Annotated in this window: 20 protein-coding genes and 1 pseudogene; 11 read left to right on the top strand and 10 right to left on the bottom strand. The window is 63.1% G+C overall.

Annotated features, from left to right (window positions below; genetic code table 11):
• Positions 1-5: 5 nt before the first annotated feature.
• Entirely contained in the window at positions 6-3,455 is a 3,450-nt protein-coding gene (mfd, locus tag ACF8SD_RS17090; protein WP_392484813.1) for a transcription-repair coupling factor, read from the bottom strand.
• A gap of 167 nt (positions 3,456-3,622) precedes the next feature.
• Here mfd and ACF8SD_RS17085 point away from each other — a divergent pair, with 167 nt between their 5' ends.
• The 3 genes and pseudogenes from ACF8SD_RS17085 (at position 3,623) to sthA (ending at position 6,974) form a co-directional block, all read left to right on the top strand.
• A complete protein-coding gene (locus tag ACF8SD_RS17085; RefSeq protein ID WP_173890495.1) occupies positions 3,623-5,086 on the top strand; it encodes a glyceraldehyde-3-phosphate dehydrogenase in 1,464 nt (487 codons plus the stop codon).
• An 82-nt stretch (positions 5,087-5,168) separates the two neighbouring features.
• Positions 5,169-5,376: pseudogene (locus ACF8SD_RS17080) on the top strand (FAD:protein FMN transferase); the annotation flags it as partial.
• Between the two features lie 203 nt (positions 5,377-5,579).
• Complete coding sequence (sthA, locus tag ACF8SD_RS17075) at positions 5,580-6,974, top strand: Si-specific NAD(P)(+) transhydrogenase (RefSeq protein WP_173890493.1); 1,395 nt, start codon at positions 5,580-5,582, stop codon at positions 6,972-6,974.
• A gap of 42 nt (positions 6,975-7,016) precedes the next feature.
• Here the strand turns inward: sthA and ACF8SD_RS17070 are convergent, their stop codons facing one another.
• Positions 7,017-7,739 (bottom strand): glycerophosphodiester phosphodiesterase, encoded by a 723-nt coding sequence (locus ACF8SD_RS17070; protein WP_173890491.1) that lies wholly within the window; start codon positions 7,737-7,739, stop codon positions 7,017-7,019.
• A 30-nt stretch (positions 7,740-7,769) separates the two neighbouring features.
• Positions 7,770-8,354, bottom strand: coding sequence for a PilZ domain-containing protein (locus ACF8SD_RS17065; RefSeq protein ID WP_173890489.1), 585 nt, complete (start codon positions 8,352-8,354; stop codon positions 7,770-7,772).
• Between the two features lie 93 nt (positions 8,355-8,447).
• Between ACF8SD_RS17065 and ACF8SD_RS17060 the strand changes: the two genes are divergently transcribed.
• The 3 genes from ACF8SD_RS17060 (at position 8,448) to ACF8SD_RS17050 (ending at position 11,692) form a co-directional block, all read left to right on the top strand.
• Positions 8,448-9,698, top strand: a complete 1,251-nt coding sequence (locus tag ACF8SD_RS17060) for a lipoprotein-releasing ABC transporter permease subunit (protein ID WP_392484812.1) — start codon at positions 8,448-8,450, stop codon at positions 9,696-9,698.
• A 7-nt stretch (positions 9,699-9,705) separates the two neighbouring features.
• Positions 9,706-10,389 (top strand): lipoprotein-releasing ABC transporter ATP-binding protein LolD, encoded by a 684-nt coding sequence (lolD, locus tag ACF8SD_RS17055; protein WP_172828393.1) that lies wholly within the window; start codon positions 9,706-9,708, stop codon positions 10,387-10,389.
• A gap of 61 nt (positions 10,390-10,450) precedes the next feature.
• The gene (locus ACF8SD_RS17050) at positions 10,451-11,692 is read left to right on the top strand and encodes a lipoprotein-releasing ABC transporter permease subunit (RefSeq protein ID WP_392484811.1); all 1,242 of its coding nucleotides are present in this window, start codon (positions 10,451-10,453) and stop codon (positions 11,690-11,692) included.
• A gap of 42 nt (positions 11,693-11,734) precedes the next feature.
• Here ACF8SD_RS17050 and ACF8SD_RS17045 read toward each other — a convergent pair whose 3' ends face one another.
• Together ACF8SD_RS17045 and cinR are read right to left on the bottom strand one after the other, a co-directional pair.
• Positions 11,735-13,087 carry a heavy metal sensor histidine kinase gene (locus ACF8SD_RS17045; RefSeq protein WP_392484826.1) on the bottom strand — a complete coding sequence of 451 codons (1,353 nt, stop codon included), beginning with the start codon at positions 13,085-13,087 and terminating at the stop codon, positions 11,735-11,737.
• Positions 13,084-13,764 carry a two-component system response regulator CinR gene (cinR, locus tag ACF8SD_RS17040; RefSeq protein WP_392484810.1) on the bottom strand — a complete coding sequence of 227 codons (681 nt, stop codon included), beginning with the start codon at positions 13,762-13,764 and terminating at the stop codon, positions 13,084-13,086. Before cinR ends, ACF8SD_RS17045 begins: the two co-directional genes overlap by 4 nt.
• 200 nt (positions 13,765-13,964) lie before the next feature.
• Here cinR and ACF8SD_RS17035 point away from each other — a divergent pair, with 200 nt between their 5' ends.
• Together ACF8SD_RS17035 and queF are read left to right on the top strand one after the other, a co-directional pair.
• On the top strand, positions 13,965-14,492 hold the full coding sequence (locus ACF8SD_RS17035; protein ID WP_392484809.1) for a plastocyanin/azurin family copper-binding protein: 528 nt from the start codon (positions 13,965-13,967) through the stop codon (positions 14,490-14,492).
• A 68-nt stretch (positions 14,493-14,560) separates the two neighbouring features.
• Entirely contained in the window at positions 14,561-15,391 is an 831-nt protein-coding gene (gene queF / locus ACF8SD_RS17030) for an NADPH-dependent 7-cyano-7-deazaguanine reductase QueF (protein ID WP_173890476.1), read from the top strand.
• Positions 15,392-15,434: 43 nt separating this feature from the next.
• On the opposite strand, the gene ACF8SD_RS17025 is transcribed toward queF, so the two are convergent.
• On the bottom strand, positions 15,435-15,698 hold the full coding sequence (locus tag ACF8SD_RS17025) for a DUF4404 family protein (RefSeq protein ID WP_009686300.1): 264 nt from the start codon (positions 15,696-15,698) through the stop codon (positions 15,435-15,437).
• A 122-nt stretch (positions 15,699-15,820) separates the two neighbouring features.
• A complete protein-coding gene (locus ACF8SD_RS17020; RefSeq protein WP_392484808.1) occupies positions 15,821-16,384 on the bottom strand; it encodes a phosphonoacetaldehyde phosphonohydrolase-related protein in 564 nt (187 codons plus the stop codon).
• Positions 16,385-16,584: 200 nt separating this feature from the next.
• Between ACF8SD_RS17020 and ACF8SD_RS17015 the strand changes: the two genes are divergently transcribed.
• Positions 16,585-17,292 carry a VacJ family lipoprotein gene (locus ACF8SD_RS17015; protein ID WP_173890472.1) on the top strand — a complete coding sequence of 236 codons (708 nt, stop codon included), beginning with the start codon at positions 16,585-16,587 and terminating at the stop codon, positions 17,290-17,292.
• Between the two features lie 60 nt (positions 17,293-17,352).
• Here the strand turns inward: ACF8SD_RS17015 and ACF8SD_RS17010 are convergent, their stop codons facing one another.
• A complete protein-coding gene (locus ACF8SD_RS17010; RefSeq protein ID WP_392484807.1) occupies positions 17,353-17,652 on the bottom strand; it encodes a PilZ domain-containing protein in 300 nt (99 codons plus the stop codon).
• Between the two features lie 280 nt (positions 17,653-17,932).
• Here ACF8SD_RS17010 and rssB point away from each other — a divergent pair, with 280 nt between their 5' ends.
• A complete protein-coding gene (gene rssB, locus ACF8SD_RS17005; protein ID WP_392484825.1) occupies positions 17,933-19,114 on the top strand; it encodes a two-component system response regulator RssB in 1,182 nt (393 codons plus the stop codon).
• Complete coding sequence (gene rssC / locus ACF8SD_RS17000) at positions 19,111-19,593, top strand: anti-sigma factor antagonist RssC (protein ID WP_009686305.1); 483 nt, start codon at positions 19,111-19,113, stop codon at positions 19,591-19,593. The genes rssB and rssC overlap by 4 nt, the downstream gene beginning before the upstream one ends.
• 77 nt (positions 19,594-19,670) lie before the next feature.
• Here rssC and ACF8SD_RS16995 read toward each other — a convergent pair whose 3' ends face one another.
• Both ACF8SD_RS16995 and tal read right to left on the bottom strand, forming a co-directional pair.
• The gene (locus ACF8SD_RS16995; RefSeq protein WP_392484806.1) at positions 19,671-21,521 is read right to left on the bottom strand and encodes an alkaline phosphatase D family protein; all 1,851 of its coding nucleotides are present in this window, start codon (positions 21,519-21,521) and stop codon (positions 19,671-19,673) included.
• 180 nt (positions 21,522-21,701) lie between these two features.
• Positions 21,702-22,628 carry a transaldolase gene (gene tal / locus ACF8SD_RS16990; protein ID WP_392484805.1) on the bottom strand — a complete coding sequence of 309 codons (927 nt, stop codon included), beginning with the start codon at positions 22,626-22,628 and terminating at the stop codon, positions 21,702-21,704.
• Between the last annotated feature and the right edge of the window lie 8 nt (positions 22,629-22,636).

Here is a 22,636-nt window from a genome sequence, read left to right as displayed (position 1 = left end):
CTTCCTTAGGCAGGCTGTGGGGTCAGGCGCTCGAACAGCGCCTCCAAGGTGTTGAAGCGTTCGTCCGGGCGCTCCATCGGCACCAGGAAGCGGAACTGGGTCGCGCCTTCGAACTTGTAGCGTTTGGGCTGGCCCTGAATCAATTTGATCAAGGTCAGCGGGTCTACCGGGGTTTCAGCCTCGAACTCGAGCTTGCCGCCATTGGGGCCGGCATCGACTTTCTTGATGCCGAGCTTTTCCGCCTGCAGCTTGAGCGACGTCAGGCGCATGAGGTTCTTGGTGGGTTCCGGTAGCAGGCCGAAGCGGTCGATCATTTCGACCTGCAGGTCCTTGAGGCCCTCTTCGTCAGCCGCCGAGGCAATGCGCTTGTACAGGATCAGCCTGGCATGCACATCGGGCAGGTAGTCTTCGGGGATCAGCGCCGGCAGGCGCAGGTTGATCTCCGGGCCGCCGCCCAGTGGCTGTTCCAGGTTGGGCTGGGTGCCTTTGCGAATGGCCTTGACTGCGCGCTCGAGCATTTCCATGTACAGGGTGAAGCCAACGGCCTGGATCTGCCCGCTCTGGCCTTCGCCCAGCAGCTCGCCGGCCCCGCGGATTTCCAGGTCGTTGGTCGCCAGCACGAAGCCGGCGCCAAGGTCCTGGGTGTTGGCGATCGCTTCCAGGCGCTTTTCGGCGTCGGCGCTGACCTTCTGCCGGGTAGGCGTGAGCAGGTAGGCGTAAGCCTGGTGGTGGCTGCGGCCAACCCGGCCGCGCAGCTGGTGCAACTGGGCCAGGCCGAACTTGTCGGCGCGTTCGATGACGATGGTGTTGGCGCTGGGCACGTCGATACCGGTTTCGATGATGGTCGACGCCACCAGCACGTTGAAGCGCTTGTGGTAGAAATCGCTCATCACCTGTTCCAGTTCACGCTCGCGCATTTGCCCATGGCCGATGCCGATGCGTGCCTCGGGTACCAGTTCGGCGAGGTCGGCTGCGCATTTCTCGATGGTTTTCACATCGTTGTGCAGGTAGTACACCTGACCGCCGCGCAGCAGTTCGCGCAGCAGCGCCTCTTTGACGGTGCTCTTGTTCTGCTCCATGACGAAGGTGCGCACCGACAGGCGGCGCGCCGGCGGCGTGGCGATGATGGACAGGTCGCGCATGCCTGCCACCGCCATGTTGAGCGTACGCGGGATGGGTGTGGCGGTGAGGGTGAGGATGTCGACTTCGCTGCGCAGGGCCTTGAGCTGCTCCTTCTGGCGTACGCCAAAACGGTGCTCTTCGTCGATGATTGCCAGGCCCAGGTCCTTGAAGCGTACGTCGTCCTGCAGCAGCTTGTGGGTGCCGATCAGGATGTCGATCTTGCCCTCGGCCAGGTCTGCAGCGGCGGCGGCGACTTCCTTGGCGGACTTGAAGCGGCTCATCACTTCCACGGTCACCGGCCAGTCGGCGAAGCGGTCGCGGAAGCTGTTGTAGTGCTGTTGGGCGAGCAGGGTGGTCGGCACCAGTACAGCCACTTGGCGGCCGCTGTGCACGGCAATGAACGCCGCCCGCATGGCCACTTCGGTTTTGCCGAAGCCCACGTCGCCACAGACCAGGCGGTCCATCGGCTTGGGCGCGAGCATGTCGGCGCGCACGGCTTCGATGGCGGCCTGCTGGTCGGGGGTTTCTTCGAACGGGAAGCCGGCGCTGAACGTGGCGTAGTCGGCCGACGGGTCGGCGAAGGCGTAGCCTTTGCGCGCGGCACGCCGGGCGTAGATGTCGAGCAGTTCGGCGGCCACGTCGCGGACTTGTTCGGCAGCCTTGCGCTTGGCCTTCTGCCAGGCTTCCGAACCCAGCCGGTGCAGCGGTGCCAGGGCGTCGTCGCTGCCGGTGTAGCGGGCGATCAGGTGCAGGTTGGCAACTGGCACGTAGAGCTTGGCGTTTTCGGCATATTCCAGGGTCAGGAACTCTGCAGCCTGGCCGTCGATTTCCAGCGTGGCCAGGCCCAGGTAGCGGCCTACGCCGTGGTCAATGTGCACCACCGGTGCGCCTTCGCGCAGTTCGGTAAGGTTCTTGATTACCGCGTCATTGGCGGTTTCGCCACGTTTGTCACGGCGCCGGCGCTGCATGACGCGCTGGCCGAACAGCGGGCTTTCGGCGACCAGGGCAATGGCCGGGTCGTCCAGCAGCAGGCCTTCGTCCAGTGGGGCAATGGTGATGGCCAGGCGCTCGGCACCGGTGATGAAATCGTGCCAGCCATCAACGGTGTGCGGGCGCAGCTTCAGCCGTTCGAGCAGCTCCAGCAATACCTCGCGTCGGCCGGCCGATTCAGCGGTGAACAGCACGCGGCCGAGGAACTGGTCGAGGAAGCTGGCCAGCTCGGCCAGTGGCTGGTTGGCCTTGGCCTCGATCGCCAGGTTGGGCAGGGCGCGCGCCGGGAAGCGCTCGCGCCCTGCGCCGGCTTCCAGGTCGTCGCTGCTGACCACCACCCGCGGCCACTGCTTGAGCCGGGCGAAGCAGTCTTCGACCGGCAGGAACAGCTCGGCCGGTGGCAGCAGTGGCCGGCTGAGGTCGCCACGGCGGTCTTCATAACGCCCGCGCACGTCGTTCCAGAAGTGTTCGGCGGCCTGTTCCACCCCCGGCAGCGAAAACACCTGGGTGTCCGCCGGCAGGTAGTCGAACAGGGTGGAGGTTTCTTCGAAGAACAGGGGCAGGTAGTACTCGATACCGGCGGGGATGATACCGCTGGCCAGGTCCTGGAAGATCGCGCTGCGGCGGAAGTCGACGTCGAAGCGTTCGCGAAAGCGTGCCTTGAAGCGGGTCACTTCGTCCTTTTGCATGGGGAATTCGCGCGCAGGCAGCAGGCGCACGGAATCCACCTTGTCTATCGAGCGCTGGGTCTCGGGGTCGAAGGTGCGCAGGGTCTCGATCTCGTCATCGAACAGGTCGATGCGGTAGGGCAGCTTGCTGCCCATGGGGAACAGGTCGATCAGTGCACCGCGCACGGCGAACTCGCCATGCTCATAGACCGTGTCGACGCAGCGGTAGCCGGTGGCTTCCAGCCGCGTGCGCATCTGCTCCACGTCGAGGGTCTGGCCCACGTCCAGCACCAGGCTGCTGCCCAGCAGAAAGCGCGTGGGTGCCAGGCGGTGCAGGGCAGTGGTCACCGGCACCACGAGGATGCCGTGGCTCAGCTCAGGCAAGCGGTAAAGGCTGGCGATGCGCTGGGAGATGATGTCCTGGTGCGGCGAGAACAGGTCGTAGGGCAGGGTTTCCCAATCGGGAAACGGCAGCACCGGCAGGTCGGGTGCGAAGAAACGCAGCTCCTGTTCCAGACGGTCGGCGGCCTGGCTGTCGGCCGTCAATAACAGGGTGAAGCGGCCAGCGCTGCTGGCGGCCTCGGCGATGGCAAGGCTGAGGGCGGCACCGGGCAGGTTGCCCCAGGTTTGTTTGCCGGCCGTGGCCGACATTTGCGGTAGGCGCAGAACTGACACGGGAGATTGCACTCCAAGCGTTGCGGCAAAGAGACCGATTGTACCGGTGACGGTGCCGGCTGTCAGGCTCCAAAGGGCATGAATGCTGGCTTGGCTCACTGCGACAGGCGCTCATTGCCGGTTCTGTGTTGGGGCGTCATAATGTAGCCCCTTTTTTCTGTCCCTACATGTGGAAGGTTCCCGTGACTCAGAAGCCCGACCAGTGTCTTGGTGAGTGGATCGATCGTGAAGCCCTGGCTGAAGCGATGATCCCGCTTATCGGTCAGCTCTACCGCAACAACAATGTGGTGAGCTCGATTTATGGCCGCAGCCTGATCAACCGTTCGGTTATCTCGATCCTCAAGGCGCACCGCTTTGCGCGTCATCGCCAAACCGACGAAACCGAACTGTCCGTCCACGAGACATTCCCCCTGCTCAAAGCCATGAGCGAGCTGAAACTGGGCGCCGCTTCGGTCGACCTGGGCAAGCTGGCCAACAAGTTCAAGCAGGAAGGCAATGGCCGCACTGCCGAGCAGTTCGTCCGTGAAGAGCTGGCCGAAGTGGTTGGCCAGCAGAACGCTTCGGCGCGCAAAGGCACTGATGTGGTGCTGTACGGCTTCGGCCGCATCGGCCGCCTGCTGGCGCGCATCCTGATCGAGAAGACCGGTGGCGGCGACGGCCTGCGCCTGCGCGCTATCGTTGTGCGCAAGGGCGCCGAAAACGACCTGGTCAAGCGTGCCAGCCTGCTGCGCCGTGACTCGGTGCATGGCCCGTTCGATGGCACCATCACCATCGATGAAGCCAACAACACCATCACCGCCAACGGCAACCTGATCCAGGTTATCTACGCCAAGAACCCCAGCGAAGTCGACTATACCCAGTACGGTATCGAAAACGCGCTGATCGTCGACAACACCGGCGTATGGCGTGATGCCGACGGTCTGGGCCAGCACCTGGCCTGCCCGGGCGCTGCCCGCGTGATCCTCACCGCGCCTGGCAAGGGCGCGCTGAAGAACATCGTGCATGGCATCAACCACGGCGATATCACGGCCGATGACAAGATCATCTCGGCGGCTTCCTGCACCACCAACGCCATCGTGCCGGTGCTCAAGGCCATCAACGATCAGTACGGCATCGTCAACGGCCACGTCGAAACCGTTCACTCGTTCACCAACGACCAGAACCTGATCGACAACTTCCACAAGGGCAGCCGCCGTGGCCGCGCCGCGCCGCTGAACATGGTCATCACCGAAACCGGTGCCGCCACCGCTGCTGCCAAGGCACTGCCAGTGCTCAAGGGCAAGCTGACCGGCAACGCCATCCGCGTACCTACGCCGAACGTTTCGATGGCCATCCTCAACCTGAACCTGGAAAAGGCCACTACTCGCGACGAAATCAACGAGTACCTGCGCCAGACCGCAATGCACTCGGAGCTGCACAAGCAGATCGACTACGTTGCCTCGCAGGAAGTGGTGTCGACCGACTTCGTGGGCTCGCGCCACGCCGGTGTGGTGGACGCTGAAGCGACCATCGCCAATGACAACCGTGTTGTTCTGTACGTGTGGTACGACAACGAATTCGGTTACAGCTGCCAGGTGGTTCGCGTGATGGAAGACATGGCCGGTGTGAACCCGCCTGCGTTCCCACGCTGATTCACGTGTAAGGCAATGAAGAAACGGGAACCTTCGGGTTCCCGTTTTTTTTGCCTGCTTTTCATGTTCCTGCGGCCGTTGCAGGTGCGTACGCCCGGTAAATCACTTGGGCTCGGATGACGAGCGGCACTATTTCGAGGACAATGGCCGGCGCTATTGGCACCCCCTTTCGATGCCCGTGTCCGGCGCCCGGTGCGCATGACCGTGCCGCCGTTCGGGTGACTCGGCCCGGGGGTGGCTGCGTCTTCCAAGCTACGCCCGCGTTTGCGCAGGCGGTGAAAGGCGAGTGAAAGCGCAAGCAGGGATGATTGCCGCCAGGGATCGGTAAAGCATATGTAGTGCGGGCGAAATTGGCCTACGACGCGACCAAGGGTTAATGTGCGCGGCGTTCACGCTTGATTAGACTGCACCCGAATTTTCTCATGGCGCCCCGGCGGCATGATCGCGTCCCGCGAGCGACCGTGGCTTGCGGGCCAGTTCTGAAGGAGTACGCATGGCTGTCTACAACTACGACGTAGTGGTGCTGGGTTCCGGCCCGGCCGGTGAGGGCGCGGCAATGAACGCCGCCAAAGCAGGGCGCAAGGTTGCGATGGTCGATGACCGTCGCCAGGTCGGTGGTAACTGCACCCACCTGGGCACCATCCCGTCCAAGGCACTGCGTCACTCGGTGCGGCAGATCATGCAGTTCAATACCAACCCCATGTTCCGTGCCATTGGCGAGCCGCGTTGGTTTTCGTTCCCGGACGTGCTGAAAAGCGCCGAGAAGGTCATCGCCAAGCAGGTGGCTTCGCGCACGGGCTACTACGCCCGCAACCGCGTTGACGTGTTCGTCGGTACCGGCAGTTTTGCCGACGAGCAGACCGTGGAAGTGGTGTGCTCGAACGGCGTGGTGGAAAAGCTCAATGCCAAGCACATCATCATCGCGACCGGTTCGCGCCCCTACCGCCCGGCCGACATCGACTTCCACCACCCGCGCGTCTACGACAGCGATACCATCCTCAGCCTCAGCCACACCCCGCGCAAGCTGATCGTTTACGGCGCCGGTGTGATCGGTTGCGAATACGCCTCGATCTTCAGTGGCCTGGGTGTGCTGGTAGAGCTGGTGGACAACCGCGGCCAGTTGCTGAGCTTCCTCGACTCGGAAATTTCCCAGGCGCTGAGCTACCACTTCAGCAACAACAACATCACCGTGCGCCACAACGAAGATTATGAGCGCGTCGAAGGCCTGGACAACGGTGTGATCCTGCACCTGAAGTCGGGCAAGAAGATCAAGGCCGACGCCTTGCTGTGGTGCAACGGCCGTACCGGCAACACTGACAAGCTGGGCCTGGAGAACATTGGCATCAAGGTCAACAGCCGGGGCCAGATCGAGGTCGACGAGGCCTACCGTACCACCGTGCCGAACATCTACGGCGCCGGTGACGTGATCGGCTGGCCAAGCCTGGCCAGTGCCGCCCATGACCAGGGCCGCTCGGCCGCTGGCAGCATCGTAGACAACGGCAGCTGGCGTTTCGTCAATGACGTGCCGACCGGCATCTATACCATTCCCGAAATCAGCTCGATCGGCAAGAACGAGCAGGAGCTGACCCAGGCCAAAGTGCCGTACGAAGTGGGCAAGGCGTTCTTCAAGAGCATGGCGCGAGCGCAGATTGCCGGCGAGCCGCAGGGCATGCTGAAGATCCTGTTCCACCGCGAAACCCTGGAAATCCTGGGTGTTCACTGCTTCGGCTACCAGGCCTCGGAGATCGTCCACATCGGCCAGGCGATCATGAACCAGCCAGGTGAGCAGAACAACCTGAAGTATTTCGTCAACACCACGTTCAACTACCCGACCATGGCCGAAGCCTACCGGGTAGCTGCCTACGACGGCCTGAACCGGCTTTTTTGAGCGGCTCCGACCGGTGGCCTGAGCCGGTCGGAGAGACCGATTTCAACCCTGCCCGAGGGTGGTCTTGGCCAAACCGGGAAAGTCTGTAATCAGGCTGTCCACGCCAAAGTCAGCCAGCCGGCGCATCAGTGCCGGCTCGTTGACCGTCCATACCGACACGTGCAAACCTTGGGCCTGTGCTTTGAGCAGGCGTTCTGGGGTGCATAGCGTCCAGTTCAGGGCCAGCAAGTCGCAGCCGTAGTTCTGGGCGACCTTCAACGGGTCGAGCCAGGCGTACTCCGCCACCAGCCCACGTTTCACGTCTGGCACCAGCTCCTGGGCTGCACCCAGTACTTCGCGCGAGCTGGAGGTGATGGTGACCTTGTCCAGCAAGCCGTACTGCTGGGCCAGCTCGCGGATGGCCAGAACGGTGGTGGCAGCCCGCGTGCGCGAGGCGCTTTTCACCTCCAGTTGCCAGTGCTCGAACGGGCATTTCTGGAACAGCTCTTCCAGCGTGGGAATCGGGCAGGGCTGCACGTGGCCTGGCCCGCCCTTGCGGGCATCGACCTTGACCAGGTCGGCGGCCGGGTGTTCGACCACCTTGCCGCGCCGGCCGGTGGTGCGCTTGAGGGTGGCGTCGTGGATCACCATCAGCTGGTTGTCGGCTGACAGGTGCAGGTCCAGTTCGCAGCGGGTCACGCCGTGTGCCAGGCATTGCTGGAAGCTGGTCAGGGTATTTTCGGGTGCTTCGCCCTTGGCGCCGCGATGGCCGTAGATCAGGGTCACGTTCGTTCCTTCAAATCAGAGAAAACAGGTTCAGGATGCAGGGCTGTTCTGTTCCAGTTGCTGGCGCCGTTGCTGCTGTTGGCGCTGCAGGATGTAACGGGCCAGCAGTTGCCGTTGGGCGTCGGTCATGTCGATGAACTCGGTGCCGACGTCGTAGCCGCCCCCCGGGCGCTGGTCGCAGTGGGTGACTTTACCGCGCAGCAGCAGGCCGTGGGCACGTGGCATCAGCACCATTTTCACCTTGACCCGGGTGCCGGGGGCAAGCGGGTTGTGCTGGGTAAATTCGATACCGCCTTCGGAAATGACCACTGGCTGGGGTTGCCCGACTGCGCCGAGCAGGGTCTGGGCAACCACTGCGCTGAGCAGGTCGAGGCGTTTGTTCTGCGCACGCAGGAAGGCGGCCAGCGTGCGGTCCTTGTCGCTCAGCTGGCGCAGCAGGTGCTGCGCCTCGAAGTCTGACAGGTGCAGCTCGCTGAGCAGGTTGAACAGTGGGGAATCATCTTGCAATACATCTGGGTCAAGGGCTTCGGCCGCGCTGAGGGGGCTTATTTGAAGTGCGATTCGATCGTCGATGCGGTAGTATTCGCGGCGATCTTCTTCGTCTAATGTCGTCATGGCGAACCCAAGGTAGCGGCGGTGGTCCGAGTGTAAAGCCGCCGTAGGCGCCTCGCCACAAGGACGTTCCCTTTCATCCGAACAAGCCCCGACATGTTCAGACCTCTTTTCGCATTTATCGGTACGCGTTATACCCGTGCCAAACGTCGCAATCACTTCGTCTCGTTCATTTCCCTGACCTCGATGATCGGCCTCGCCCTGGGCGTGGTGGTGATGATCGTGGTGCTGTCGGTGATGAACGGTTTCGACCACGAGATGCGTACCCGCGTGTTGGGCATGATCCCGCATGCCACGCTGGAGAGCGGCCAACCCATTGCCGATTGGCAGGCCCTTGCCCAACAAGTAAAGCAGAATCCGCAGGTGGTGGCGGTTGCGCCGTTCACCCAGATGCAAGGCCTGCTGACCCATGATGGCAAGGTGCAGAAAGTGCTGCTCAATGGCATCGACCCGGCCCGCGAGCGCGAGGTGTCGATCATCGACAACTTTGTCTTGCAGGGGCGCCTGGACCAGTTGGCGCCGGGCGAGTGGGGGATCATGATCGGTGACAAGGCGGCGGCCAAGCTGGGTGTGGCCATCGGCGACAAGCTCACCTTCGTCGCCCCCGAGGTCAGCGTGACCCCGGCCGGCATGTTCCCGCGCATGAAGCGCTTCACTGTGGTCGGCACCTTCCACGTTGGCGCGGGCGAGATCGACGGCTACCTGGGCCTGACCAACATAAGCGACCTGTCGCGCCTGCACCGCTGGAAGCCCGACCAGGTACAGGGCCTGCGCCTGAAATTCGACGACCTGTTCCAGGCGCCGCGGGTGGCCTGGAGCATCGCCCAGCAGTTGGGTGACCAGGAGTTCTACAGCCGCGACTGGACCCGTACCCACGGTAACCTGTACCAGGCGATCCGCATGGAAAAAGCCATGATCGGCCTGCTGTTGCTGCTGATCGTGGCGGTGGCCGCGTTCAACATCATTTCCACGCTGGTGATGGTGGTCAACGACAAGCGTGGCGACATCGCCATCTTGCGCACCCTCGGCACGACGCCCGGGCAAATCATGCTCATCTTCATGGTCCAGGGCACGGTGATCGGGGTGATCGGTACCCTGATCGGCGCCGTAGTCGGCATTCTTGCCGCATTGAATGTCAGTGCCGCCATCGCCGGCATCGAGAAACTGATCGGGCACAAGTTCCTCAATGCCGACGTGTATTTCATCGATTACCTGCCATCGCAGATCCAGGCCCAGGACGTGTACATGGTCTGTGGCGCGGCGCTGGTCCTGAGTTTCTTCGCCACCTTGTACCCGGCCTGGCGTGCGGCCCGCACCCAGCCTGCCGAGGCGCTACGTTATGAGTGAGTCGCGCATGAGTGATAAAGCCGTTCTGAGTTGCCGCAACCTGGGCAAGTCCTACGACGAGGGCCCGGAGTCGGTACAGGTGCTGTCCGGCCTTAACCTGGAGCTGCACGCCGGTGAGCGCATTGCCATTGTCGGCAGCTCGGGCTCTGGCAAGAGCACCTTGCTGAACCTGTTGGGCGGCCTTGACCGGCCCACCCAAGGCAGCGTCTGGCTGGCGGGCGAAGAGCTGTCGGCGCTGGGTGAGCGTGCCCGCGGCCTGCTGCGCAACCGTGAGCTGGGCTTCGTCTACCAGTTTCACCATTTGCTGCCGGAATTCACCGCCATCGAAAACGTGTGCATGCCGTTGCTGATCGGCCGCACGCCCATCCCCGAGGCCCGCGAGCGGGCCGAAGCACTGCTCAAGCGCGTAGGCCTGGGCCACCGCCTGAACCACAAGCCGGCTGAGCTGTCGGGTGGCGAGCGCCAGCGTGTGGCCATTGCCCGGGCCTTGGTCAACCGCCCTGGCCTGGTCATGCTCGACGAGCCTACCGGCAACCTCGACCACCATACCGCCCAGGGTATTCAGGAGTTGATGCAGGAGCTGTCCAGTGCTTCGCGCACAGCGTTTCTGGTGGTAACGCACGACCTCAGCCTGGCGCGCCAGATGGACCGTGTATTGAAGCTCGACGACGGCCACCTGGTGGCGATCTGAGCGACTGTACGGGGTAACAGGCGTTGCCCCGTTTTCCTGTTTTCATTGGGTGATTTCGTACATGTTCAGACCCTTGCCCATTTTCATCGGCGCGCGCTACACCCGAGCCAAGCGCCGCAACCACTTCATCTCGTTCATCTCCATGACCTCGATGATCGGCCTGTCGCTGGGCGTGCTGGCGATGATCGTGGTGCTGTCGGTGATGAACGGCTTCCAGCGCGAAATGAGCTCGCGCATCCTGGGCCTGGTGCCGCATGCCGCCATCCTTGGTGTGCAGCCACTGGGCGACTGGCACCAGGTTGCCGATGCGGCGCTGCAGAACCCGGCAGTGATGGCCGCCGCGCCCATTACCGAAATGGAAGGCATGCTCTCGTACAAGGGCGCGATGCAGCCGATTCAGGTGAGTGGTATCGACCCGGCCGAGGAGAGCAAGGTCTCGATCGTCGGGCAGCACATCGTCCAGGGCCGCTTGCAGGACCTGCAGCCCGGTGAGTTCGGCGTGGTCATCGGTGAGCTCACGGCCCGCCGTTTCCGCCTGAATACCGGCGACAAGCTGACCTTGATCGTGCCGGAAATCAGCAAGGAGCCGGGCGGTATCACCCCGCGCATGCAGCGCCTGACCGTGGTCGGCATCTTCAAGGTCGGCGCCGAACTGGACGGCTCGCAGGCCTATATCCATGTGGCCGATGCTGGCCAGATGCAGCGCTGGGCGCCGGGCGAGGTTCAAGGCGTGCGCCTGAAGCTGCACGATCTGTACGCCGCGCCGCAGGTGTCCAAGGCCATCGCCGCCGGGCTGGGCGATGCCTACCGTGCCGATGACTGGTCGCACACCCAGGGCAGCCTGTTCAGTGCGATGAAGATGGAAAAGACCATGATCGGCCTGTTGCTGATGATGATCATTGCGGTGGCGGCGTTCAACATCATCGCCACCCTGGTGATGGTGGTGAACGATAAAGGCCCGGACATCGCCATTTTGCGCACCCTGGGCGCCACCCCGGCGCAGATCATGGGTACGTTCATGGTCCAGGGCAGCCTGATCGGTATTGTCGGCACGCTGATTGGCGGGGTGCTGGGCGTGATTGCCGCGCTGAACGTCAGCCAGATCGTCGGCTGGCTGGAGCGGGTGAGCGGGCAGCACATCTTCACCTCGGATGTGTACTTTGTCAGCAGTTTGCCGTCGCAGCTGGAGGGGAGCGATGTGCTGATGATCTGCACCGCTGGCCTGGTGATGAGCTTCCTGGCAACCATTTACCCGGCTTACCGGGCTTCGCAGGTGCAGCCGGCGATTGGCCTGGCGGTTTGAGCCACAGCGGAAGGCTTGCGCAGGGGCTGCAAGGCAGCCTTTTCACTGGCCTTCAGTGAATGCGATCACGAAGCGCGTCCACCCCTGCGAGCACTCTGCGCGAATGCTGCCGCCATGGGCCTGCACTATCGACTGGGTAATCGCCAGCCCCAGGCCGGCATGCTCGCTACTGCCTTGGCGCCGTGCCGGGTCTACCCGGTAGAAGCGGTCGAACAGCCGTGGCAGGGCCGCGGGCTCGATGGCCACGCCGGTATTGGCCACGCTGATGCTGGGCCCCGCTGCCAGGGCCACCCGTATCTGCCCGCCTGCCGGGGTAAAGCGCAGGGCGTTATCCAGCAGGTTGGACAGAGCCCGGCGTAGCATGTGCCGGTCGCCGTGCAGCATGGCCTCACCTTCGCGCAGCATCTGGACGTCGCCGTCTTCGGCCAGCGGTGCGTAGTATTCCAGCAGCGCATCCACTTCCTCATGCAGTGCCAGTGGCGCTTGCCCAGGCACGAGCAGCCCATGGTCGGCCTTGGCGAGGAACAGCATGTCATTGATCATCTGCGCCATCCATTGCAGCTCCTCCAGGTTGCCATGCAGGGCCTCACGGTATTCTTCCAGGCTGCGCGGGCGGGTGAGGGTGACCTGGGTGTGTGTCAGCAGGTTGGACAGCGGTGTGCGAAGCTCGTGGGCGATGTCGGCAGAGAACGCCGACAGGCGCTGAAACGCGTCGTCCAGGCGCTGCAGCATGGCGTTCATGGTGCTGGCCAGCTCGGCCAGTTCTTCGGGCATCTGGGCCACTGGCAGGCGGGTGGTGAGCGAGCGAGCCGACACGCCAGCGGCCACCTGGCCGATTTGCCGCAACGGCCGCAGACCGCTGCGGGCCGCCCAGGCGCCCAGCAGCGCGGTGGCCAGCGCCGACAGGCCGACGGTCAGCCAGATAAGCCGCTGCATGCCTTGCAGGAAATGCTGGTGGTGCGTGATATCAAGGTACAACGCCAGTTGTGGCGATGCGTGGCTGCCCGGCGCCAAGGGCGCGGTCAGGCTGCGGTAGTCCGCCCCTTGGGCATGCTGGGTGCCCAGCCCCGTCGGCAGCACTGCCGGCGGCAGGCCGCTGCGGCTGGTGAACCAGGGAGTGCCGTCGGCACCGCTGATGCGCATGCCCAGGTCGGCTTGATGGCTCAGCACTTCGCGCAGGGCGGGCAGGCGCGCCTTCAGCGCTTCGGCGGTATGGATGCCGGCCAGTTGCGTGCGCAGCAGCGACAGCCGTGAGGTGAGTAGTTGTTGATCAAGTTCGATGAAGTGCTGCTCACTGGCCCGGTTGAACAACAGGCCGGCGCCCAGCGAAACCGCGGCGGTGCACGCGGCGAACAGCAGCGCCAGGCGACTACCGAGGGATACCCGGCGCATCAGGCTGGCCGCTCTTCGAGTACATAGCCCATGCCGCGCACGGTGTGGATCAGCTTGTTGGGGTGCGGGTCGTCGATTTTCAGGCGCAGGCGGCGGATTGCCACTTCGATCACATTGGTGTCGCTGTCGAAGTTCATGTCCCACACTTGTGAGGCAATCAGCGACTTCGGCAGCACCTCGCCCTGGCGGCGCAGCAACAGTTCCAGCAGGGAAAATTCCTTGGCGGTCAGGTCGATGCGGCTGCCTGCGCGTTCGGCGCGGCGGCGGATCAGGTCCAGGCGCAAGTCGGCCAGGCTCAGGCTGGTGTCCTGGCTCGGGCTGGCGCCACGGCGCAGCAGGCTACGCACCCTCGCCAGCAGTTCGGAAAAGGCGAATGGCTTGACCAGGTAATCGTCTGCGCCCAGCTCCAGGCCATGCACCCGGTCCTCGACGGCATCGCGCGCGGTCAGGAACAGCACAGGCGTATCCCGACCGGCCTGGCGCACGGCCTGCAGGATCTGCCAACCGTCGCGACCGGGCAGCATCACATCGAGGATCAGCAGGTCGTGGTCGCCGCTCAGGGCAAGGAACTGGCCGGTTTCCCCGTCGCTGGCCAGTTCGGTGGCGAAGCCGGCCTCGTTCAGGCCCTGGCGCAAGTACTGGCCGGTACGGGTCTGGTCTTCGACGATCAGCAGTTTCATAGAGGTACCAAGGTTTCAGCTGGCTTGCGGTGGCGGTGGAAACGGGCGCGCCCAGTGCCTAGGCCGCAGGGGTGGCTGAAATGATACGTGACGATGTGTCTGCATGCCCAACCTGACAAAGTTGTAATCTTGCTGTCAGCCAGTTGCCAGTCAGCGGTGACTAATGTGGCGTCATCCTGTCGTGTATTCCCGGAGTCATCATGAAGCGCCTGTTCATCGCCGCCACCCTTGCCATGGCCAGCCTGCCGGCCCTAGCCGGCGAGGCCGGCACCTTTGCCTTCGGCGCGCCAGCCCCGGCGGCCAAGGCCACGCGCACCGTAGAGGTGGTACTCAAGGATATCGCCTTCGAGCCCAAGAGCCTGCAGGTTAAAGCTGGCGAAACCGTACGCTTCGTGCTTGTGAATGAAGGCAAGCTGCCACACGAATTCAACCTGGGCGACAAGGCCATGCACGCCGAACACCAGAAGGAAATGCTTGCCATGCAAGGCAAGCTGTTCAATGAAGGCATGAACCACCAGGGCATGGACCATGGGCAAATGATGGGCCATGAACAGATGAAGGATCAGGGCGGCGGGCACGCGCACGGCGGCGGCAACACGGTGCTGGTGATGCCTGGCCAGCGCGCCGAACTGACCTGGACCTTCCGCAAGTCGGCGCCTATCGAGTTCGCCTGTAATGTGCCGGGGCACTACCAGGCCGGCATGGTCGGGGCGCTGACCATCGAGTGACGGGGCCTGCAAGGCGGGGTGCAAAACCGGTAGACTAGGGGCAATTCCGAACCTCCAGGTCAGTTTACATGCATCCCGCTGCCGAACACTCCCCGCTGGGCAAAGCCAGCGAATACGTCGCTACCTACTCCCCGGAGCAACTGTTCCCGATCCCGCGTACCGCCAAGTGGGCCGAGCTGGGTGTTACCGCCCAGACTTTGCCGTGGCACGGTGTGGATTACTGGAACTGCTTTGAGCTGAGCTGGCTGCTGCCCTCTGGCAAGCCCGTGGTGGCCATTGGTGAATTCGCCATTCCGGCCGATTCGCCCAACATCATCGAGTCCAAGTCGTTCAAGCTGTACCTCAACTCGCTGAACCAGACAGTCTTCGCCACCCTCGACGAGCTGCAGGCATGCCTGGCGAAGGATCTGTCGGCAGCAGCGGGCAAGCCGGTTGGGGTGAAGGTGCGCACGTTGGCAGAGGTCGAGGCCCAGGGGGTGGTGGCGTTGCCCGGCCTGTGCATCGATGCGTTGGACGTTGCCATCAGCAACTACGCACGGCCGCAGCCAGAGCTGCTGCGCTGCAGCCCTGAGCGGGTGGTCGAAGAAACCGTACACAGCCACCTGCTCAAGTCCAACTGCCCGGTTACCGGGCAGCCAGACTGGGGCAGCGTGGTCGTCGAGTACAAGGGCAGGGCGCTGGACCACGCCAGCTTGCTGACCTACCTGATCAGCTTCCGCCAGCATGCCGACTTCCACGAGCAGTGTGTGGAGCGCATTTACCTGGACTTGAAGCACTTGCTGCAGCCGGAGCACCTGACCGTGTATGCACGGTATGTGCGCCGCGGGGGGCTGGATATCAACCCGTACCGCAGCACCGGTGCCATCAGCCCGGATAACCAGCGGCTGGTTCGCCAGTAAGGGCTGGTAACGCAGAAGGGGTGCAATGCACCCCTTCGTGGTGTCAGATCCCCATGCTGTGCAACGAGTTGGCAATGCTGCGCAGGGTGGCGGTAAGGTCGGGGTGTTCGGCCTCGAAGCGCTCGATCGCCAGGTTCACGCCATCCACCAGGTTGTTATCCGGGGTAGCTTCCTCCAGTTTCAGCTGAGCCTCGATCTGGCGCGCTTCTTCGTGCAGTGCGGCCAGCTCTTCTTCCGAGAGCGGTACGTTACGGTCCAGTTGCTCGCGCAAGGTGTTCAGGCGCTCTTGCAATTCGCGGGCAGGCATTGGCTTTTCTCCATCAATGGCTTGGCTAGCCATGGACCTCAGCGAAGCGGCAAAGGTTCTGGCCTGCTTTCAGCGTAATCCACCTGCCGGCGCTTTGCATGATCCGCGTCAACATGGCTGTATCAGGGTTTTTCACCTTTGGCCCGGCGCTGCGCGATGTCGTGCAGGCAGGTATCCAGCGCTTCCAGGTGGTCGATCACCGAATGCACGCCCAGGCTGAACAACGCCAGGGTCGCCTTGCCGCGCGCCAGGTCCTGCTCCGCAGGGGGTAGCGCTTGCCATTGGGCGGAACCGGGTTCGCACAGTGGGCTGCAGGCGGCCAGGCCGACCGTCCACAGCCCGGCGTTGAGCCCCGCCTGCAGCAACCGCGGGTCGCCACTGACCAGTACACAGCCTGCCAGGCGTTGGCTGCCCAGCTGCATCAGTGCTTGCCAGCAGGCATTGGGTGCTGGCAAGCCCGGGTCGGTCACCGTAAACCCTGGTAGCCACTCAGGCAGCACCTGGGTCATGCGCTGGCTTGGCGGGTCGGCAAGCTCATCCAGCCATATACAAGGTACGCGGCGCTGATGCAGGTTGGCGAGGATGGCCAGCGCACCGGGGGCCGGTGCGGGTGCGCCGTTGGCAGCCTGTACCAGGCAACCGCGCAGGCCGAACAGCACAGCGGTGAAGGCGGGTGTAGCGTGCATGGCGGCGTCCCCAAATACGCCGCAGGCTATTGGCTGATTGTTACCGCGCTGTGACAGTGGGGTCTGCTGCAACAGTTGTTCACAAAATATTGAGCAAAAATGTGTAAAGCTGTCTAACAGCCCGTAAGCCTCTATACTGCCGCCTTAACGCCACGCGCCCCGTTGCGCTGGCGGCCGAGAAACCCGATGGAGAGACATCTATGCGTAGGATCGGTGCCAGTGTGATCGATCGAGTCACCCAGGCCTGTGTCTGTGCCAGCATGCTGCTGGCGCCCGTGGCCGCCACCCAGGCGGCCACCGAGGAAGATCCCTGGGAAGCGGTCAACCGCCCGATCTTCCGTTTCAACGATACGGTAGACACCTATGCCCTCAAGCCATTGGCCAAGGGCTATGAGGCCGTTACCCCGCAGTTTCTCGAAGACGGTATCCACAACATCTTCCGTAACCTGGGCGATGTGACCAACCTGGCCAACAACATCCTTCAGCTCAAGCCCCACGCAGCCGGCGTGGACACTGCGCGGCTGATCGTCAACACCACCTTTGGCCTGGGTGGGTTCTTCGATGTGGGCACCAAGATGGGCCTGCAGCGCAGCGACGAAGACTTCGGCCAAACCCTGGGCTACTGGGGCGTGCCGAGTGGCCCGTACGTGGTCATCCCGCTGCTGGGCCCGAGCACCGTGCGTGATGGCGTGGCCAGGTACCCGGACACCTACACCAAGCCTTACCGTTACATAGACCACGTGCCGACCCGCAACTCGATCTTCGCCCTGGACGTGATCGACACCCGCGCCAGCCTGTTGTCGGCCGAGAAGCTGATCCAAGGCGACAAGTACATCTTCATTCGTAATGCCTACTTGCAGAACCGCGAGTTCAAGGTCAAGGATGGCGAAGTCGAAGACGACTTCTGACCGTTCACGCTGTGCAGGGGCGCCCGCGCTAGGCCGCCCCTGCTGGCTTCGGGCGCCGCTTCAATGCATTGCCAGAATCTTCAGGCCGAACTTCTGCTGGCCGCCTGGCTGGTCGGCGATCCACACCACCTCGGTGCTGGCGTGCAGCCCCTTCAAGGCCGGGTGGTCGGAGTCGATCCGTACTTCGAGCTGCAGACCTACCTGAAAATGCTCTGGCGCCTGCACCTGCATGCCGCCGCTGGACAGGTCCAGGCAGCGCGCCGCGATGACCTGGCCTTCGTGCAACAAGCTGACTTCGGCGTCGATGCGCATGCGGATGAAATCGCGTTTCTCGCTGTGACTGGAGGGCGTGTGGGACATGCTGCATCCTTCCCATCGGGTTGCGCTGGTCGACTTTCTTATAACTCCCGGTGATTTGCCCTGTAAAGAGCGATGAGGTCGAACCACGCATGCTTGAAACCCCTGGCGGATGGGAGTACCGTCTGCGCCTTACAAGGTTGCTCTCACAGTTGCCGACAGTTGCCGGGCAGGTGTTCTTGTCCTACAACTCAAGTAGAGTATGACCACAAAGAATTCCCGTAGCTGGCCGTCTGCCTTGCCGACACCGCTGCACCAACCTAAATCGGCGCCGTTCGCCCACATGCAGAATACCAGTGCAACGCTGCTGATCATCGATGACGACGACGTGGTCCGTGCGAGCCTCGCCGCGTATCTTGAAGACAGTGGTTTCAGCGTGCTCCAGGCCGGTAATGGCCAGCAGGGGCTTCAGGTCTTCGAAGAGCACCAGCCCGACCTCTTGATCTGCGACCTGCGCATGCCGCAGATGGGCGGGCTCGAACTGATCCGCCAGGTCAGCGAGCGTGCGCCGCAGGTGCCGGTGATCGTGGTGTCCGGTGCCGGCGTCATGAGTGATGCGGTGGAAGCGCTGCGCCTGGGGGCTGCGGATTACCTGATCAAGCCGCTGGAAGACCTGGCCGTACTGGAGCACTCGGTGCGCCGTGCCCTCGACCGCTCGCGCCTGGTGCTGGAAAACCAGCGCTACCGCGACAAGCTCGAAGCCGCCAACCGCGAACTGGAGGCCAGCCTGCACCTGCTGCAGGAAGACCAGACCGCCGGCCGCCAAGTACAGATGAACATGCTGCCGGAAAGCCCATGGGCTGCCGGCGAGTTTGCCTTCGAGCATCAGATCATTCCGTCGCTGTACCTGTCGGGTGATTTCGTCGACTACTTCCGCGTCGATGACCGGCGTATCGCCTTCTACCTTGCCGATGTTTCCGGGCATGGCGCGTCGTCGGCCTTTGTCACCGTGCTGTTGAAATTCATGACCACACGCCTCATGTTCGAACTCAAGCGCAACAAGATGCGTGAGTTCAAGCCGTCGGAAGTGCTCAGCCACATCAACCGCGGGCTGATCAACAGCAAGCTGGGCAAGCACGTGACCATGGTGGGTGGCGTGATAGACGAGGATTCGGGCCTGCTGACCTACGCCGTTGGCGGCCACTTGCCGCTGCCGGTGCTGTATACCCCAGGCAACGCCCGCTACCTGGAAGGCCGTGGCCTGCCGGTGGGGCTGTTTGACGAGGCCACTTACCAGGACCTGGTCGTGGAGCTGCCGCCGCAATTCAGCATCAGCCTCATGTCCGATGGCATTCTGGACCTTTTGCCGGGTGATACGCTCAAAGATAAAGAAGCCGCCTTGCCGGAGATCGTCAAGGCAGCAGGTGGTAGCCTGGATGGGCTGCGTCAACGTTTTGGATTGGCTACGCTTGGGGAGATGCCGGATGATATCGCCCTATTGGTGTTAAGCAGGAACCTTCAATGAGTACCGGTAGAATCCAGTTCGCCGAGCAGAGCGGTACCTTTGTACTGAAATTTGTCGGTGAAGTGCGCCTGACCTTGTGTTCGGCGCTGGATGCAACGATCGAGAAGATTTTCACGGCGCTGAACTTCTCGGCCATTGTCATCGACCTGACCGAAACCGAGAGCATCGACAGCACCACCTTGGGCCTGCTGGCCAAGCTGTCGATCCTGTCGCGGCAGAAGGTAGGCCTGCTGCCGACGGTAGTGACCACCAATCCGGACATCTCCCGGCTGTTGCAATCGATGGGCTTCGATCAGGTGTTCAACATCGTCGATCGGCCGATTCCCTGCCCCGAGTGCCTGACCGACCTGCCATCGCAGGACCAGAACGAAGACGTGGTGCGTTCCAAGGTGCTGGAGGCGCACAAGATCCTCATGGGCCTGAATGACTCCAACCGCGAAGCGTTCCATGACTTGGTGAATGCGCTGGAGCGCAGCTAGGTACTGTGCCGTGACGGGCGCGCGCGGTAGTAGCGGCGTCACTTCGCAAGAGGTTGGCCTGGCCACGCTCCGCCTGGCTACGGGGCCCTGACAAACTCGGTTGCCTGCGCGCCACCCGCATCCAACTGATACATGCGCTCTGGCCGCCCTTGCTGATCAAAAAACACCTGCCCCAGCCCTGCGCCGTTCCACAGCCGTTCCCCGGCCTTGCTGTGGCTGGGCGTGCGTGGCACGACCTCCATTTCCCGGCGTTTGGTAAACCAGTTAAGCGGCGAGCGCGGCGAGTACAGCCAGCGGTTAAGCCGGTCCAGCACATCCAGCAGGCGCCGGGGGAACTCATTCTTGATGCCGCTGCTGGTCACTTGCCACAAGTGCGGGCTGCGTTGGCGGTGGCGAATCAGCACTTCGTAGACGAATGAATAATGCACATCGCCCGACAGCACCACGTAGTGCCCGGGTGTGCGCGAGTGGCGGAATATATTGAGAATGACCTGCGCCGCCCCGCGGTGGGCCATCCAGTTTTCGGCGTCGACCAGCAAGGGGTAACCCAGCCAGCTGAAGACCTTCTGCACCGTCTCGATCAGCTTCACGCCGAAAATCGGCGCCGGTGAAACGATGACTGCCGATGGGTGGTCGAGCAGCGCCTGCTGCAGTTCACTCAACGCTTCCCAGTCAAGCAGGCCGGATGGCCTGGCCAGGTTGCTTTCGCTACGCCAGCGGCGGGTGCGGGTGTCCAGCACCAGCAAGGGTGGCTCGGTGGGCAGGCTGAACTGCCAGCCCTGAAAGCGCAGCAGCTCACCGATCACTGCATCCTGGTTCTCGCCGGTCAGTGCCTGGCACTGGCCGAGCAGCGGTTTGCAGGTGTCCGGGGCATTGCCCCAGGCCTGGCACAGCAGGTAGCCGAGCAGGGCATTGCCGATGATCCGCCGTGAGAACGGGTGGCCGTAGGCGGTCTGCTCCCATTGTGCCGACAGGTTCCAGTCGTCGGTGATGTCGTGGTCGTCGAAGATCATCAGGCAGGGCAGGTGGGCCATGGCCCTGGCCACTTGGCCAAGGTTGTCGGCAAACCCGCGGACTAGCGGCAGCTCGTGCTGGTAACGGGCCTGGTGCTGGTCGCTGAGCCCGGCTGGCATGGCCAGGTCGACCAGCTGCCACGGTACGGGTGACCACACCAGCAGGTACATGGCCATGACTTCGGCGAAGGTCACCAGGTGGTTGTCAGCGTTGCTGGAAGAGAAGATCGGTTTGCGCTTGCCACCGAAAAACCGCTCGCGCAGGGTTTCGTTGAGCTTCTGTGCTGGCAACAGGTCTGCGCGGTGATAGTAACTGGCCGGGTGCTGGTACAGCGCCTGGCTGTCGGTGACCACCGCACCTTCAAGTTGCTCGTCGAACAGGCCCAGGCGCGCGATCAGGCTGTGGATGGCACGCAGCATCGGCCCGGCCACGTCGTCGGCATACACCTGGTCGCCGGTCATCAGCAGCACGGCGGGGCGGTCTTGCGGGGTTGTGCAAGCCTGCAGCAGGCGGTCGGCGCACAGCAGGCCGTCGGCCGCAGGGTGGTGCGGTTTGCGGCAGGAGCCATGCAGCAGGTGGTCGAGGCGCTCGCGCAACACCAGGTTGGGGCGCTGGTTACCGGGGTAGAGCAGGTGAGGTGCCCAATCGGCGATGCCCCTGCCATCGATTAGCAGGTCATAGTCCAGCAGCTGGTTGCAGGGCAGCGGGTCGCTGAAATGGATGTCCAGCAAGTGAATGAAGGCCTGCTTGCCTACGGCTACCACCTGGCAGTCGACCTGGGCCTCGCTGGCGGTGCAGACGAATTGGGCGTGCAGCGGTTCGGTGGCAACCAGCCAGATAGCCAGGCGCTGGGGTTCCAGGCGCCGCAGGACCGGGCCGGCGAGTACGAGGGGCAGCAGTGTAGGGGCGGTCATCAACAGCTCGGGAAAAGTATGGGCCTGGTCGCAGGTAAAGCCGCCCCTGCATAAACCGATGCAGCAGCGGATGTACTCGCGATCAGGCCCTGGAATTCAAAACACGATCAGGTGCTCGGTAGAACGAATGGGGCGCAAGGTGCTTGCCACCTTACGCCCGCCTGGCAAGGCCGAGACTACTCAGGCCTTGTCAGCCATCAGTTTTTCCAGCTTTTCCTGGTCCCGGGCAAACTGGCGGATGCCTTCAGCCAGTTTCTCGGTGGCCATGGCATCTTCGTTCATTGCCCAACGGAACTGGCTTTCGTTCAGCACCTGCTTGGCTTCGCCAGCATTGCCTGGCTTGAGCATGCGCGGCAACTCACCTTGGTCGCTGCTCAATTGGTCGAGCAGGTCAGGGCTGATGGTCAGGCGATCGCAGCCCGCCAGTTGTTCGATCTGGCCGATGTTGCGGAAGCTGGCACCCATGACGACGGTGTCGTAGCCATTGGCCTTGTAGTAGTTGTAGATGCGCGTGACCGATTGCACACCCGGGTCTTCGGCGCCCACGTAGTCCTGGCCGGTGCTTTTCTTGTACCAGTCGTAGATCCGGCCCACGAACGGCGAAATCAGGAACACCCCGGCATCCGCACAGGCCTGGGCCTGGGCGAACGAGAACAGCAAGGTAAGGTTGGTCTGGATACCTTCCTTTTCCAGCTTCTCGGCAGCGCGAATGCCTTCCCAGGTCGAGGCCAGTTTGATCAGCACGCGGTCACGGCCGACGCCGGCTTTTTCATACAGGTCGATCAGCGCCCGGGCCTTGGCCAGCAGGGCCGGTTCGTCGAATGACAGGCGGGCATCCACCTCGGTGGAGATACGCCCGGGAATGACCTTGAGGATGCCCGAACCCACGGCCACGGCAAACTTGTCGCAGGCCAGGTCGACATTGCCCTTGGCGTCTGCCTTGACCTGCTTGAGCAGGTCCGCGTAACCCGTGATGGCGGCGGCTTTGAGCAGCAGCGACGGGTTGGTGGTGGCATCGACCGGTTTCAGGCGGGTGATGGCGTCCAGGTCTCCGGTATCGGCGACCACGGTGGTGAACTGCTTGAGTTGTTCCAGCTTGGAGGTCATGGGCGTGC

It is taken from the genome of Pseudomonas sp. CJQ_9 (genome assembly GCF_043106615.1).
In the GTDB taxonomy this organism is placed as follows: Bacteria; Pseudomonadota; Gammaproteobacteria; order Pseudomonadales; family Pseudomonadaceae; genus Aquipseudomonas; species Aquipseudomonas juntendi.
The sequence above is the reverse complement of the archived record's forward strand: the minus strand, read 5'-3'. Positions and strand labels throughout refer to the sequence as shown.